Here is a 14,373-nt window from a genome sequence, read left to right as displayed (position 1 = left end):
TGGGGCGGGTGGGGCTCGAACCCACGACCTGACGGATTATGAGTCCGCTGCTCTGACCAGCTGAGCTACCGCCCCTCGGGGCGCGAATCTAGCCGATCGTCCGCGGTCCCTTCCGCACCAGTGCCGGTCCCGAACGCCGCCACCGACCGGCCCACGCCGCTCCCGACCGTCAGCGACCTCCGGCCCCGTTCGGGCATCGGTGTCCAGATCGACTCCAACCGGTGGAACGCTCTTGCCACCGGGTACCGCATCGGGCGATCATTTCTGGGCACCGTCCGAAGTACATCGGTCACGGAGCGTCAGTACGCCACGACGTTCAAGGAGACGACCATGCCGGTCAACGATGATGCCAGCGGTGACTACGGGTACGACCTCGCCCACGAGATGAAGGCGATCCTCAACCTGCCGACGAGCCGCCGGCGCGCCCCCGTCTCCGGTCGGATGGCGGGCCGCGAGCTCGACCTCGACGGCGGCGATTTCGGCTACGACCAGGCGCACGAGCACTAGGCCGGGAGCACCGTTCTTCCTGGCACGATGGGTGCATGACTTCGAGCCCCACGACCTCGTCGACCCGCAGCGGTCTGGAACTGCAGTGGGTCGACGCGGGCACCCGTCCGCAGGACGACCTGTTCTCGCACGTCAACGGCCGCTGGATCACCACGCACGAGATCCCCGACGACCGCGCGCAGGACGGCGCCTTCCGCGTCCTGCGCGACAACGCGGAGGCCGACGTCCGCGCGATCGTCGAGGAGGCGGGGCCCGGCCCCGTCGCCGACCTGTACGCGTCGTTCATGGACGTCGAGCGGATCGAGGCGGCGGGCGTCGCCCCGCTCACCCCCCTGCTCGACGAGGCGGCCGGCGCCGCCGACCGCACCGCGCTGGCCGCGGTGCTGGGCCGCCGGCAGCGGGAGGGGCGGGCGGCGCTGTTCGGCGCGTTCGTCTCCACCGACGCGAAGGACTCCACGCGCTACCTGGTGCACCTGTCGCAGTCCGGCCTCGGGCTGCCCGACGAGTCGTACTACCGCGAGGAGTCCTCGGCGGGGATCCGCCAGGAGTACGTCGCCCACCTGCGGCGGCTGTGCGCGCTCGTCGGGCTCCCCGACCACGCCGACACCGTCATGGAGCTGGAGACGGCGCTGGCCGCGGAGTCGTGGGACCGCGTCACCAACCGCGACGCCGAGAAGACCTACACCCTGATGACGTTGGGCGAGCTGCGCACGTCCGCGCCCGAGTTCGACTGGGAGCCCTTCCTGGCCGCGCTCGGGGCGCCCGACGGCGCGTTCGACGAGGTCGTGGTGCGCCAGCCGAGCTTCGTCACCGCCGCCGCCCGGCTGTGGGCCGAGCGCCCGCTGGAGCAGTGGCGGGCCTGGCTCGCGGTGCACACCGCGTCGGCCTGCGCGGGCTACCTGAACGAGGACGTGGTGCAGGAGAGCTTCGCCTTCCACGGCCGCACGCTGTCGGGCACGCCGACGCTGCGGGAGCGGTGGAAGCGCGGCGTCTCGCTGGTGGAGGACGCGCTGGGTGAGGACCTCGGCAAGCTCTACGTCGAGCGGCACTTCCCGGCGTCGTCGAAGGAGCGGATGGTCGAGCTCGTCGCGAACCTCGTCGAGGCCTACCGGCAGTCGATCTCCACGCTCGACTGGATGAGCCCCGAGACGCGGCAGCGCGCGCTCGAGAAGCTGGAGCGGTTCACGCCCAAGATCGGCTACCCGGACACGTGGAAGGACTACTCCTCCCTCGTCGTGCGCGCCGACGACCTGCTCGGCAACGTCGCCCGCGCCGGCGAGTGGACGACCGACTTCCAGCTCGCCAAGATCGGGCAGCCGGTCGACCACGACGAGTGGTTCATGACGCCGCAGACGGTGAACGCCTACTACCACCCCCGCATGAACGAGATCGTGTTCCCGGCCGCGATCCTGCAGCCGCCGTTCTTCGACCCCGAGGCCGACGACGCCGCCAACTACGGCGGCATCGGCGCGGTCATCGGGCACGAGATCGGGCACGGGTTCGACGACCAGGGCAGCAAGTACGACGGCGACGGCAACATGGTCGACTGGTGGACCCCCGAGGACCGCGCGGAGTTCGACCGCCGCTCGTCGGCGCTGATCGCCCAGTACGACGCGCTGTCGCCGATCGGGCTACCCGACCACAAGGTCAACGGCGCGCTCACCGTCGGGGAGAACATCGGAGACCTGGGCGGGCTGACGATCGCGCTCAAGGCCTACGCGATCGCCACCGCCGACCGGGAGCCGCCGGTCATCGACGGCCTCACCGGCGTGCAGCGCGTGCTGTTCGGGTGGGCCCAGGTGTGGCGGGCCGTCACGCGCGACGCAGAGGCGATCCGCCGCCTCGCGCTCGACCCGCACTCCCCGCCCGACCTGCGGTGCAACGCCGTCGTCACCAACCTCGACGCGTTCCACGAGGCGTTCGACGTGCAGGAGACCGACGCGCTGTTCACGCCGCCGGGCCGGCGCGTCCGCATCTGGTGACCCCCTCGTGAGCGGCAACCGTGGCCCTGGCCGCGGTTGCCGCTCACGGGTGGCTCGCCGCACCCAGCCGCCGCGCCCACTCCCGGCAGCGGTCGGTGAGCTCGGGCGGGTCGAGCACCTCGAAGTCGTGCCCGAGCAGCACCACGTGCGCCAGCACGTGGTCGAGCGTGGCGGCACCGGTGCGCAGCTCGCACCGCCCGCTCCCCCGCTCCACCACCACGCCCGCCGACGCGGGCACCTGCGCCCGGACCGTCGCGGCCGACGCGTGGACGAGGATCCGCGCCTGCCGGGCGTAGACGCGGCTGGCCACGCCCTCCTGCACGTAGGCCGCCGCGTCCGGGGCGTCCCGGGGGCGGAAGTGCCAGGTCCGGGCGGCCACTCCGCTCATGCGGTCGACGCGGAAGCTGCGCCAGTCGTCGCGGTCGAGGTCGAAGGCCAGGAGGTACCAGCGCCGGTCCGACGCGACGAGCCGGTGCGGCTCGGTGCGCCGGCGGTGCGGCCCGTCGGCGGAGGGGTAGTCGAAGCCGGTCTCGACGTGGTCGCGGCAGGCGCGGGCGAGCGTCATCAGCACGTCGGGATCGACCGGCGTGCGTCCGCCGTCGAACGACTCCACCGACCCCGCCAGCGCCCGCACCTCGTGGCGCAGCCGGGTGGGCAGCACGCGGTCGAGCTTGGTGAGCGCGCGCAGCGCCGCGTCGCCCGCCCCGGCGACGGCGCCGCCCGCCCCGGCCAGCAGCGAGACCGCGGTGGCGATCGCCTCCTCGTCGTCGAGCAGCAGGGGTGGGAGGTCGCGGCCCGCGCCGAGCCGGTAACCGCCGCCGACGCCCTGCCCCGCGTGCACCGGGTAGCCGAGCGTCCGCAGCCGCCCGACGTCGCGGCGCACCGTCCGCGGCGTGACGCCGAGCCGCTCTGCCAGCTCCGGCCCGGTCCACACCGCGCGCTGCTGCAGCAGCCCGAGCAGCGTCAGCACTCGCTCGGTCGTCCCCCGTTCCACGTTCACGGCGCCATCCTGCCCCCGATAGCGGACCGATCCTGTCCTCGCGGGGTGCCAGGGTGTGCTCATGGACGCCGAACCGAACTGGAACCGGATGGTGCGCGACCAGTGGGAGTTCCACTGGGAGCACCAGCTGCGCGACCGCCTCGCCGGCCTCACCGACGACGAGTACCTCTGGTCCCCCGTGCCCGACGCCTGGAGCGTGCGCCCCCGCGGCGCCTCGCCCTCGCAGTTCGGCGCGGGCGACTTCCTCATCGACTTCGCGTACCCCACACCGGAACCCGCCCCCTTCACGACGATCGCGTGGCGGCTGGGCCACGTCGTCGTCGGGGTGCTCGCGATGCGCAACGCCACGCACTTCGGCGCGCCGCCGGCGTCGTACGAGGGCTGGGAGTACGCGGGCGACGCCGCCACGGCGCTCGACCAGCTCCACGCGCAGCTCGCCACCTGGACGGCGGGGGTGCGCGCCCTCGGCGAGGACGGACTGCTGGTGCCGGTCGGGGACAATGAGCCCTACCCCGAGCTGCCGATGGGCGACCTCGTCCTGCACATCCACCGCGAGCTGATCCACCACCTGTCCGAGGTCTGCCTGCTGCGCGACCTGCACCTGCACACCCACCGCACCGCCACCGCCGGAGCCGCCCGATGAGCCGCCACGTCCAGGTCACGTTCGACGCCCACGACCCCCGCGGCCTGTCGACGTTCTGGCGCGACGTCCTGGGCTACGTCCACCCCGGCCCGCCCGGCGTCGACCTGCCCGAGGGCGCCGACCCGCTGGCCGCGTGGGACGACTTCCTGGCCCGCCTCGGCGTGCCGGAGGCCGAGCGCGGCGCGAAGTCGGCCATCGAGGACCCCGACGGCCACGGCCCGCGGATCTTCTTCCAGCAGGTGCCCGAGGGCAAGACGGTGAAGAACCGGCTGCACCTCGACGTCCGCGCGGCGCCCGGGCTGCGCGGCGACGAGCGGATGGCGGCGCTGGAGGCGGAGTGCGAGCGGCTGGTCGCGCTCGGCGCCACCCGCCTCCGGCGCGACGAGCCCGAGCCGCCGATGAGCGCGGGGTTCATCGTGATGGCCGACCCCGAGGGCAACGAGTTCTGCCTGGACTGACTGTGAGGGTGGACTGACCCGGACGCGCGAGAGCCGGGCACCCGTCGGGATGCCCGGCTCTCGCGGTGGATCAGATCAGGCGGACAGGGCGTGCACGCGCTTGCGCGCGTCCTTCGCGGCACCCTCGGCCTGGTGGGCGATCTCGGCGCCGACGGCGGACGCGCGGGCGGCGAGGTCGTGGCCCAGCGTGCTGGCCTGCGCGGCGACCTGGTCGAGCACGACGGGACCACGCTTCTCCAGCTCCTTGCGCTTCTTCGCCGCCTGCTTGGCCAGCTGCTTGCGCTGCTTGGCGGTGCGCTTGAGCAGCTCGGCGCGGCGCTTCTCGCCGGCCTTCTGCAGCTCGGCGCCGCGCTTCTCGGCGATGACCTGCAGCGCCGCACCGCGCTTCTCGGCCTTCTTCGCGGCACGGGCGGCGCGCACGGAGAGGTCCTGCGACAGGTCCGACGCGCGGGCGGAGGCCTCGGTGCCCGCGGCGGAGAGCTGCGTGCCGGCCTTCTGCGCGAACGAGGAGACGGCGGCACCCGCACCCGGGGCCATGCCGACGAGGCCGGCGGCGACGCCACCGACCGCGCCCGAGGCGTCGTGCGCGACGGCGCTGACGCGCTCGCCGATGCCCGGGCCGGAGGTCTCGGTGAGGCCGGCGACCGCGGCCTGGGCGCGCCGGGCGGCGCGCTTGCCGCGCCAGGCCACCGACGGCTTGCCCTCCGTGTCGGCGGCGGCGATGAGCAGCCCGCCCAGCAGGCCGACGTTCTTGAGGAAGTGGATCTGCTGCTGGGCCTTGGTCTGCTCGTCCTCCTCCTCCCAGAACCGGTGCGCGGCCAGCGTGGTCGGGATGAGCGACGCGGCGAGCGCGGTGGAGGCCAGGCGTGGGAACTTGCCCAGCGCGAGCATGGAACCGGCGACGATCTTCACGCCGGCGTCGATCTTGATGAGCATCTCGTCGTCGGGGCGCTGGTCGATCGGTGCCACCTCGACGGCCTTGTCGACCGCCGGGGAGACCGCGTCGAGGACCGGCTTGGCCACCTGGACGTGCCCCTGGGGCGCCTTGAGCGCGTTGATGCCGCCCTGGATGAACAGGGCGGCGAGCATGGGTCGAGCAACTCGTCGAAGCAGCATGTCGAGCAGTTCCCCATCTCGGGTCGGGCGAAACACCGGGGTGCCATCATTCCGGTGTGGGAACACGACTTGCGATCGGGTTGGACGTCGGCGGCACGAAGATCGCGGGCGGGGTGGTGGACGAGCACGGCCGCCTGTTGACGGAGCTGGTGGAGCCGACGCCGGAGGACTCCGACGCGGAGGCGGTGTCCGCCGTGCTGCTCGACCTGGTGGCGCGGCTGCGCGCCGAGCACCCGGACGTCGTGGCCGTCGGCGTCGGCGCGGCCGGCATCGTGCAGTGGCCGGAGGGCCGCATGATCTGGGCCCCGAACAACGCCTACCGCGACTGGCCGGTGCGCGAGCAGCTCGAGGCGGCCACGGGGCTGCCCGCCGTCATCGACAACGACGCCAACGTGGCCGCGCTGGCCGAGGCCCGCCTGGGCGAGCGCCCCTACCGCGAGATGGTGCTCGTGACCGTCGGCACCGGGATCGGCGGCGGGCTGGTGCTGGGCGGACAGATCTACCGCGGCCCCACCGGCCGCGGCGCCGAGCTGGGCCACATCGTCCTCGACCCCGACGGGCCCGAGTGCGGCTGCGGCAACCACGGCTGCTTCGAGGCGTACGCATCGGGCACCGCGCTCACGCGGATGGGCCGGGATGCCGCGGAGGACGACCCCGACGGCGTCATCGCGCGGCTGGGGGCCCAGGAGGGCGAGGTCACCGGCAAGATCGTCACGGCGGCGGCCCTGCAGGGCGACCCGACGGCCCGCGACCTGTTCGGCCGGCTCGGGCGCTGGCTGGGCGTCGGCATCGCCTCGCTCGCCAACATCTTCGAGGTGGAGGCGGTGGTCGTCGGCGGCGGTCTGGTGAGCACGGGCGACCTGCTGCTGGAGCCCGCGCGCCGCGCCGCCCGCGAGTTCGCCTACGCCCCGCAGGCCCGCGAGGCCACGCCGATCCTGCCGGCGGTGTTCGGCGGCGACGCCGGGATGGTCGGCGCCGCGCTGCTCGCCCTCGAGGACGCCCGGATCCCCGTAGGCTAGGTCACATGCTCGTCCTGGGACCCGTACTGCGCCACGTCGGCGAGACCACCGCACAGATCTGGGTGCAGACCGAAGGCCCGGCGACGGTGCGCGTCCTCGGCTGCGAGGCCCGCACCTTCGAGGTGCAGGGCCACCACTTCGCGCTCGTCGGCGTCACCGGGCTGTCACCCGACAGCCGCACCCCCTACGAGGTGCACGTCGACGGGGAGCAGGTCTGGCCGCTGCCCAACACGCCGTTCCCGGCCAGCCTCATCCGCACGCGCGGGGCGGAGTGCGACGGCACCAACCGGATCATCTTCGGATCGTGCCGCTACGCGAAGGTGGCCGACCCGAAGCTCTCGGCGAAGCTCGGCATCGACGCCCTCGACGCCTACGCCGCCCGCATGGTGGGCCGCGACCCCGGCGAGTGGCCCGACGCCCTGCTGCTGCTCGGCGACCAGGTCTACGCCGACGAGCTGACGCCGATGAACCGCCGCCGCATCGCCGGCCGCCGCGACCGCCACCCCGACTGGCCCGACGACGAGATCGTCGACTTCGGCGAGTACGTGGGCCTCTACCGCGACTCGTGGTCGGACCCCGAGATCCGCTGGCTGCTCTCCACCGTGCCCACGGCGATGATCTTCGACGACCACGACATCCGCGACGACTGGAACACCTCGAAGCCCTGGCGCGACGAGATGCGCGCGACGTCGTGGTGGCGCGACCGCATCCGCGGCGGCCTGGCGTCCTACTGGGTGTTCCAGCACCTGGGCAACCTGGCGCCCGACGAGCTGGCGGCCGACCGCGACTGGGCGCGCATCCGCGCGGCCGAGGGCGACGCGTGGCCGCTGCTCGTCGAGCTCGCCGACCGCGCCGACGCCGAGACCGACGGCGCCAAGGGCGTGCGCTTCAGCTTCCGCTGGGACCTGGGCCGCAGCCGCTTCGTCATGATCGACTCGCGCAACGGCCGGATCCTCGAGGACGGCCAGCACCTCATGCTGGGCGACTCCGAGTTCGACTGGATCGAGGGCGCGGTGCACGCGCCCGGCGCGGTCGACCACCTCGTGCTGGGCACGTCGCTGCCATGGCTGCTGCCGCACGCGATCGGCGAGCTGCAGACGGTCAACGAGATCGCGGCGTCGAGGCCGGGGTGGCGGGGCAAGGTCGGGGAGGCGATCCGGCAGGGCGCCGACCTGGAGCACTGGGCCGCGTTCCGCGAGTCGTTCGACCGGCTCACCGCGATGATCGAGCGCGCCGCGGGTAGCGGGGTGGCGTCGGTGAACGTGCTCTCCGGCGACGTCCACCACAGCTACGCCGCCCGCGCCGACCTCGAGGCGGAGCCGCCCGCAGCGGTGCACCAGCTCACCTGCTCGCCGGTGCACAACCACGTCGAGTGGTTCGTGAAACCGGGGTTCCGGCTGGGCTGGTCGCGGTTCACGCGCCGGCTCACCGAGCGCTGGTCGGAGCGGGCGGGCGCGCCCGCGAAGACCGTCGACTGGGAGCGCCTGGCCGGGCCGCTGTTCGGCAACACGATCGCCACGCTCGACATCTCCGGCCGCCACGCCGAGGTGTTCTTCGAGCAGCCGACGTCGGCGTCCGCGCTGGCCGAGCGCGCGCGCCTGGAGCTCACCGCACCCGTCGCCGTGGAGGTCGCGCCGTGACGACGCCCGCGGCCATCGCCGGCCAGACGGTCGTGCTGCGGCCCACCACGGCCGCGCACGTCCCCCGCTTCCTGGAGGTGCTCTCGCACCCCGAGGTCGCGAAGTGGTGGGGCGGCTACGACCTCGAGCGCGTGCGCCGGGAGCTGCTCGGCCCGCAGGGCTACGCCGTGGAGCAGCACGGCGAGGTCGTCGGACTGATCATCTACTACGAGGAGGACGACGCCGACCACCGCCACGCCGGCATCGACCTCGCCCTGCACCCCGACGCCCACGGCCAGGGCCTGGGCGCCGACGCGATGCGCACGATGGCGCGCTTCCTGTTCGACGTCCGCGGCCACCACCGCATCGTCATCGACCCGGCCGCCCACAACGAGCGCGCCATCCGCAGCTACACCCGCGTCGGCTTCCGCTCGATCGGGATCATGCGCAGCTACGAGCGGCGCCTCGACGGCAGCTGGCACGACGGGCTGCTGATGGACCTGCTGCCCGACGACCTCGCCTGACCGGGCCGGCCCTCAGGTCACCAGCTCCGCGCACTCCCGCACGAAGTCCAGCCCGAGCTGCAGGTTCAGCGGGCCGAACACGCTCAGCCCCTGCGCCCGCTCCCCCTGCTCGACCACGACGACCCGCCCGGCCTGCACGGCCGGCAGCCGCGCGAACAGCGGGTCGGCGGCCACCGGGCTGGGCACGCCGGAGTCTCCGTAGTTGAACACCACCACCAGGTCGGCCGGGTCGAGCAGGCCGAACTGCTCGGCCGAGTACTCGACGCGCGGCGCGTCGGGCGTCGCGTCGGCGGTGAGCTCGTCGAGGAAGCCGAAGCCGGCCCGGCGCAGGAGGTCGACGACCGGGATCGCGTCGTTCCCGAAGAGGTAGAAGGCCGTGGCGTCGTAGACGCCCAGGACCGCGACCCGGGCCCCGGCGAGGTCGTAGCCGTCGAGCGAGGTGGCCAGGCGCTGGTCGGTCTGCGCGACGAGCGCCTCGGCGTCGTCGGACAGGTCGAGGGCCTCGCCGAGGATCCGCAGGTTCCGCCGCCAGTCGAAGCTCGCGATCTGCACGACGGGCGCGAGCGACCCGAGCCGGTCGCGCACGTCGGCGACCGCGGAGTCCCCGACGATGAGGTCGGGTGCGGCCGCCGCGATCGCCTCGACGCTCAGCTCCTCGCCGACGGCCACCCGCTCGGGCCGCTCCCCGTCGAGCGCTCGCTCGTGCCACGGCAGGACGTGGTCGTGCTGCCGGTGTACTCGGCGAAGTCGCGCAGGCCGAACTGCACCGGCACCTCGCCCAGCGCCAGGACGGCGTCGAGGTCCCACACGTTCTGGGCGCACGCGATCCGGCGCGGCCGGGCGTCGAGGACGACGTCGGTGCCGGTGGCGTCGGTGACCGTGCGGGGGTAGGCGCCGGGGGCGTCGGCGGAGGTCGCGGGGGCAGCACCGCAGCCGGCCAGCAGGGCGGCGAGCCCGAGTGATCCGAACACGAAGTCGCGGCGGGTGGCGTCGTCGACGGGCAGGCACACGGACATGGCGCTCCTCAGGTCAGGTGAGGCTCACCTTGGCATGCTCCGCCCGGTTCAGGAAAGCCACGTTCCTGCCGTCAGATGGCGGGAACGTGGCTTTCCTGCATCCGGTGGGCCACGTGCGCGGCCCCTGCCACCCCCTCAGAACGGCGTCCGCGCCAACCACGTGCCCAGCACCGCCGCATCACCGTGCACCGCGAGCCGCGGGTCGTCGGCCGGGATCCGGCGGGTGATCGCCAGCAGCAGGTCGGCCGCCGCCCCCCGCACCGCGACCGAGCCCTTGCCGTGCCCGTGCTCCCACCGGAGCGAGCGGCCGTCGTCGGTCGCCACCATCCACTCCCCCGCCGCCCCCAGCTCGTCGTCGGTGGCGTGCAGGTGCATCGTCGTTCCGGCGTCGAGCGGGCCGGGGTCCTCGCCCGCGGGCCGGGCGGCCAGCAGCTCGATCCACTCCGTCACCCCGTCGGCCGCCACCTCGGGCGGCAGCGCGACCCCGGCACCGCGGGCCAGCGCCGCGTCCGCGCCGTGCACGGTCGACTCGTGCAGCCGCCGCCGGATCCACCACGACGCCGGGCGCGGGCCGAGGAACGTCCAGACGGGAACGTCCGGGCCGACCTCGGCCACCGCATCGAGGAGGGTGCGCGGGCTCTCGCGCAGCCAGCCGTCGACATCGTCGCCCGGCTTGCCGCCCGCCACCTCGCGCGGGTCGGTGAACTCGCCGGTGCGGACGATCGCGGCCGCCCAGCGGTCACCGCGGCCGACGTGGCGCACGAGCTGCTGCAGCGTCCAGCCCGGACAGGCGGGCACGGGCGTGGCGGGGTCGGCGTCCGCGACCTGCGACGCGAGCTGCGCGTTCTGCTCGAGGAGTGCGGCGGAGTGGTTCATGAGGAGACGCTAACGCGGGGTGCGCATGGATCCGGAGGCGACGGGGTAGAGACCTGACGTGGCTCCTGATTCACCCGACTGGACGGTTCCCGCCCCTCTCCGCGCGCTGCTCTGGTGGCCCGGCGTCTCCTTCGTGCTGGTGCTCGTCGCACCCCAGGCCGCGGTCGGGTCGATCGTGGTCGCCGGGTTGGCCCTGATGGTGGTGGGTCTGCTGGCCGGGCGTCTGACGCGCGCCGCCTCCGAGGGTGGGATGGTCACCTCCGACCGATCGGAGCTCGAACCGGCCGCTTGAGTGCAGGCGGGGTCACTCCCGCGGCGCTTGTACGTCCGATAGTCGGATGTCAGACTAAATCCGTCGGCGCCGTCGGTACGAATGCCACGACGCGCCCCGCCGAGAGGAACCCTGATGGCCGACCTGCACGTGCCCGTGAACCCGGTCCGCTTCGTGACCGCCGCCAGCCTGTTCGACGGCCACGACGCCGCGATCAACATCATGCGCCGGATCCTGCAGCGCCAGGGGGCCGAGGTCGTGCACCTCGGGCACAACCGCTCGGTCGACGAGGTGGTCGCCGCGGCCATCCAGGAGGACGCCCAGGGCGTCGCCATCAGCTCGTACCAGGGCGGGCACGTCGAGTACTTCACCTACCTCGTCGAGCTGCTGCGCGAGCGCGGCGCCGGGCACGTGAAGGTCTACGGCGGGGGCGGCGGCGTCATCGTCCCCGCGGAGATCGAGCTGCTGCACAGCCGCGGCGTCGCCCGCATCTTCTCACCCGAGGACGGCCAGAAGCTCGGCCTGCCCGGAATGATCAACATGATGATCCGCGAGTGCGACGTCGACCTCACGGCCTCGCCCCCCGCCTCGTTCGACGGCCTCCGCACCGGCGACCACACCGCGCTCGCCCGCGTCCTCACCCTCGCCGAGGCCGGGAAGCTCCCCGCCGACCTCGACCTGGAGCCGCGCCGCCCCGTCCCGGTCCTGGGCATCACCGGCACCGGCGGCTCGGGCAAGTCGAGCCTGACCGACGAGATCGTGCGCCGCTTCCGCCTCGACCAGGAGGACAAGCTCCGCATCGCCGTGCTCGCCGTCGACCCGACGCGGCGCAAGGGCGGCGGCGCGCTGCTCGGCGACCGCATCCGGATGAACAGCCTCGGCGAGCAGGTCTTCTTCCGCTCGATGGCCACCCGCGGTGCCGACGCGAGCCTGCCCGAGAACCTCACCGACGCCATCGCCGTGCTCCGCGCGGCCGAGTTCGACCTGGTCATCGTCGAGACCCCCGGCATCGGCCAGGGAGACGCCGGGATCGCCGGGCTCGTCGACCGCTCCCTGTACGTGATGACGCCGGAGTTCGGCGCCGCGTCGCAGCTGGAGAAGATCGACATGCTCGACTTCGCCGACGTCGTCGCGATCAACAAGTTCGAGCGCCGCGGCGCCGAGGACGCCCGCCGCGACGTGGGCCGCCAGCTCGTGCGCAACCGCGAGGAGTTCGGCAAGACGTGGGAGGACATGCCGGTCTACGGCACGTCCGCGGCCACGTTCAACGACGACGGCGTCACCGCGCTCTACCAGCACCTGCGCGACCTGCTCCTGGGCGAGGAGGTCCAGGGCCGGCTGCCGCGCACCGACCGCAAGACCTCCGCCGAGCACGCCGCGGTGATCCCGCCGCAGCGCACCCGCTACCTCTCCGAGATCGCCGAGACGGTGCGCGGCTACCACGCCGACACCGAGAAGGCCGTCGAGGCCGCCCGCGTCCGCCAGCACCTGCGCACGGCGCGGGAGCTGGTCGGCGAGGCCGCCCGGGTCGAGATAGACGAGGAGCTGGCCAAGGCCGAGAAGGCGCTGCCCGCCGACGCCGCGGAGCTGCTCGACACCTGGCCGCAGGTCGTCGAGGACTACTCGGGCGACGAGATGGTCGTGAAGATCCGCGACAAGGAGCTCCGCACGCAGCTCACGCGCGAGACGCTGTCGGGAACGAAGGTCCGCCGCGTCGCGCTGCCGACCCTCACCGAGGACGCCGACCTGCTGCGCTTCCTGCGCCGCGAGAACCTGCCCGGCCGCTTCCCGTTCACCGCGGGCGTCTTCCCGTTCAAGCGCGAGGGCGAGGACCCGGCGCGCATGTTCGCCGGCGAGGGCGACCCGTTCCGCACCAACCGACGCTTCAAGATCCTCTCCGCCGACTCCGACGCCAAGCGCCTGTCCACGGCGTTCGACTCGGTCACGCTCTACGGCCGCGACCCCGACACCCGTCCCGACGTCTACGGCAAGGTCGGCACGTCGGGCGTCTCGATCGCCACGCTCGAGGACATGAAGGTCCTCTACGGCGGCTTCGACCTCACCTCGCCCACCACGTCGGTGTCGATGACGATCAACGGCCCGGCGCCGTCGATCCTCGCCTTCTACCTCAACACCGCGATCGACCAGACGCTGGCGCGCTTCCGCGACGAGGAGGGCCGCGAGCCCGACGAGGCCGAGCGCGAGGAGCTCACCGCTTTCACGCTCGCGAACGTCCGCGGCACGGTGCAGGCCGACATCCTCAAGGAGGACCAGGGCCAGAACACCTGCATCTTCTCCACGGAGTTCTCGCTGCGGATGATGGCCGACATCCAGGCCTGGTTCATCGAGCACAAGGTCCGCAACTTCTACTCGGTCTCGATCTCGGGCTACCACATCGCCGAGGCCGGGGCGAACCCCATCAGCCAGCTCGCGTTCACGCTCTCCAACGGCTTCACCTTCGTCGAGAGCTACCTCGCCCGAGGTATGTCGATCGACGACTTCGCCCCCAACCTCTCGTTCTTCTTCTCCAACGGGATGGACGCGGAGTACACGGTGATCGGCCGGGTCGCGCGGCGGATCTGGGCCGTGGCGATGCGGGAGAAGTACGGGGCCAACGAGCGCAGCCAGAAGCTCAAGTACCACGTGCAGACCTCCGGGCGCTCGCTGCACGCGCAGGAGATGAACTTCAACGACATCCGCACCACGCTGCAGGCGCTGTGCGCGCTCTACGACAACGCCAACTCGCTGCACACCAACGCCTACGACGAGGCCGTGACGACGCCGACCGAGGAGTCGGTGCGCCGCGCGATGGCCATCCAGCTGATCATCAACCGCGAGTGGGGCCTGTCGATGAACGAGAACCCGCTCCAGGGTTCCGCCATCGTCGACGAGCTCACCGACCTCGTCGAGGAGGCCGTGCTCGCCGAGTTCGACCGCATCTCCGAGCGCGGCGGCGTGCTCGGCGCGATGGAGACGGGCTACCAGCGCGGCCGCATCCAGGACGAGTCGATGCTCTACGAGCACCGCAAGCACGACGGCACGCTGCCGCTGATCGGCGTCAACACGTTCCTCAAGCCCGACGACCCGGACGCCGGCCCTGTCGAGATCGAGCTCATGCGGGCCACGGAGGCGGAGAAGGAGAGCCAGCTCGAGCGGCTCGCCGACTTCCAGGGGCGCCACAGCACCGAGGCCCAGGAGGCGATCCGCCGCCTCCAGGACGTGGCCACCGGCGACGGCAACGTGTTCGACGAGCTCATGCGCGCCGCCCGGGTCTGCTCGCTGGGTCAGCTCACCGAGGCGTTCTTCGAGGTGGGCGGGCAGTACCGGCGCAACATGTAGGAG

Annotated in this window: 14 protein-coding genes and 1 tRNA gene; 9 read left to right on the top strand and 6 right to left on the bottom strand. The window is 72.9% G+C overall.

The window, feature by feature from the left end; all coding sequences use genetic code 11:
- Positions 1-75 (bottom strand) — tRNA-Ile (locus tag I4I82_RS23370).
- A 45-nt stretch (positions 76-120) separates the two neighbouring features.
- Between I4I82_RS23370 and I4I82_RS23365 the strand changes: the two genes are divergently transcribed.
- Together I4I82_RS23365 and I4I82_RS23360 are read left to right on the top strand one after the other, a co-directional pair.
- Complete coding sequence (locus tag I4I82_RS23365) at positions 121-507, top strand: hypothetical protein (RefSeq protein WP_226370212.1); 387 nt, start codon at positions 121-123, stop codon at positions 505-507.
- Between the two features lie 35 nt (positions 508-542).
- Entirely contained in the window at positions 543-2,489 is a 1,947-nt protein-coding gene (locus tag I4I82_RS23360; RefSeq protein ID WP_218589153.1) for a M13 family metallopeptidase, read from the top strand.
- A 43-nt stretch (positions 2,490-2,532) separates the two neighbouring features.
- Here I4I82_RS23360 and I4I82_RS23355 read toward each other — a convergent pair whose 3' ends face one another.
- Entirely contained in the window at positions 2,533-3,489 is a 957-nt protein-coding gene (locus tag I4I82_RS23355; protein WP_218589154.1) for a helix-turn-helix transcriptional regulator, read from the bottom strand.
- A 61-nt stretch (positions 3,490-3,550) separates the two neighbouring features.
- Between I4I82_RS23355 and I4I82_RS23350 the strand changes: the two genes are divergently transcribed.
- Positions 3,551-4,132 carry a DinB family protein gene (locus tag I4I82_RS23350; RefSeq protein WP_218589155.1) on the top strand — a complete coding sequence of 194 codons (582 nt, stop codon included), beginning with the start codon at positions 3,551-3,553 and terminating at the stop codon, positions 4,130-4,132.
- Positions 4,129-4,590: a VOC family protein gene (locus tag I4I82_RS23345; RefSeq protein ID WP_218589156.1), complete on the top strand. Its 462-nt coding sequence runs from the start codon at positions 4,129-4,131 to the stop codon at positions 4,588-4,590. The genes I4I82_RS23350 and I4I82_RS23345 overlap by 4 nt, the downstream gene beginning before the upstream one ends.
- A 75-nt stretch (positions 4,591-4,665) precedes the next feature.
- Here the strand turns inward: I4I82_RS23345 and I4I82_RS23340 are convergent, their stop codons facing one another.
- On the bottom strand, positions 4,666-5,679 hold the full coding sequence (locus tag I4I82_RS23340) for a DoxX family protein (protein ID WP_225920656.1): 1,014 nt from the start codon (positions 5,677-5,679) through the stop codon (positions 4,666-4,668).
- Positions 5,680-5,762: 83 nt separating this feature from the next.
- Here I4I82_RS23340 and I4I82_RS23335 point away from each other — a divergent pair, with 83 nt between their 5' ends.
- From I4I82_RS23335 to I4I82_RS23325, 3 genes are read left to right on the top strand one after another with little or no spacing between them, the layout of a single operon-like run.
- Positions 5,763-6,725: an ROK family protein gene (locus tag I4I82_RS23335; protein ID WP_218589158.1), complete on the top strand. Its 963-nt coding sequence runs from the start codon at positions 5,763-5,765 to the stop codon at positions 6,723-6,725.
- A 5-nt stretch (positions 6,726-6,730) separates the two neighbouring features.
- Positions 6,731-8,365 carry an alkaline phosphatase D family protein gene (locus tag I4I82_RS23330; protein WP_218589159.1) on the top strand — a complete coding sequence of 545 codons (1,635 nt, stop codon included), beginning with the start codon at positions 6,731-6,733 and terminating at the stop codon, positions 8,363-8,365.
- 14 nt (positions 8,366-8,379) lie between these two features.
- Positions 8,380-8,868 (top strand): GNAT family N-acetyltransferase, encoded by a 489-nt coding sequence (locus I4I82_RS23325; RefSeq protein ID WP_218589173.1) that lies wholly within the window; start codon positions 8,380-8,382, stop codon positions 8,866-8,868.
- Between the two features lie 12 nt (positions 8,869-8,880).
- Here the strand turns inward: I4I82_RS23325 and I4I82_RS23320 are convergent, their stop codons facing one another.
- The 3 genes from I4I82_RS23320 to I4I82_RS23310 all read right to left on the bottom strand — a co-directional run bounded on the left by I4I82_RS23320 (position 8,881) and on the right by I4I82_RS23310 (position 10,760).
- The gene (locus I4I82_RS23320) at positions 8,881-9,537 is read right to left on the bottom strand and encodes an ABC transporter substrate-binding protein (RefSeq protein ID WP_218589160.1); all 657 of its coding nucleotides are present in this window, start codon (positions 9,535-9,537) and stop codon (positions 8,881-8,883) included.
- Positions 9,516-9,884, bottom strand: coding sequence for a hypothetical protein (locus tag I4I82_RS23315; protein ID WP_218589161.1), 369 nt, complete (start codon positions 9,882-9,884; stop codon positions 9,516-9,518). The genes I4I82_RS23320 and I4I82_RS23315 overlap by 22 nt, the downstream gene beginning before the upstream one ends.
- A 135-nt stretch (positions 9,885-10,019) precedes the next feature.
- The gene (locus tag I4I82_RS23310; RefSeq protein ID WP_218589162.1) at positions 10,020-10,760 is read right to left on the bottom strand and encodes a maleylpyruvate isomerase family mycothiol-dependent enzyme; all 741 of its coding nucleotides are present in this window, start codon (positions 10,758-10,760) and stop codon (positions 10,020-10,022) included.
- Positions 10,761-10,818: 58 nt separating this feature from the next.
- On the opposite strand from I4I82_RS23310, the gene I4I82_RS23305 reads away from it, so the two are divergent.
- Together I4I82_RS23305 and icmF are read left to right on the top strand one after the other, a co-directional pair.
- Positions 10,819-11,052, top strand: a complete 234-nt coding sequence (locus I4I82_RS23305; protein WP_218589163.1) for a hypothetical protein — start codon at positions 10,819-10,821, stop codon at positions 11,050-11,052.
- Between the two features lie 114 nt (positions 11,053-11,166).
- Complete coding sequence (icmF, locus tag I4I82_RS23300; RefSeq protein ID WP_372451459.1) at positions 11,167-14,370, top strand: fused isobutyryl-CoA mutase/GTPase IcmF; 3,204 nt, start codon at positions 11,167-11,169, stop codon at positions 14,368-14,370.
- Positions 14,371-14,373: the final 3 nt, after the last annotated feature.

This window comes from Pseudonocardia oceani (assembly GCF_019263585.2).
GTDB classification, from domain to species: Bacteria; Actinomycetota; Actinomycetes; order Mycobacteriales; family Pseudonocardiaceae; genus Pseudonocardia; species Pseudonocardia oceani.
This window is presented reverse-complemented; position numbering and strand designations above follow the sequence as displayed.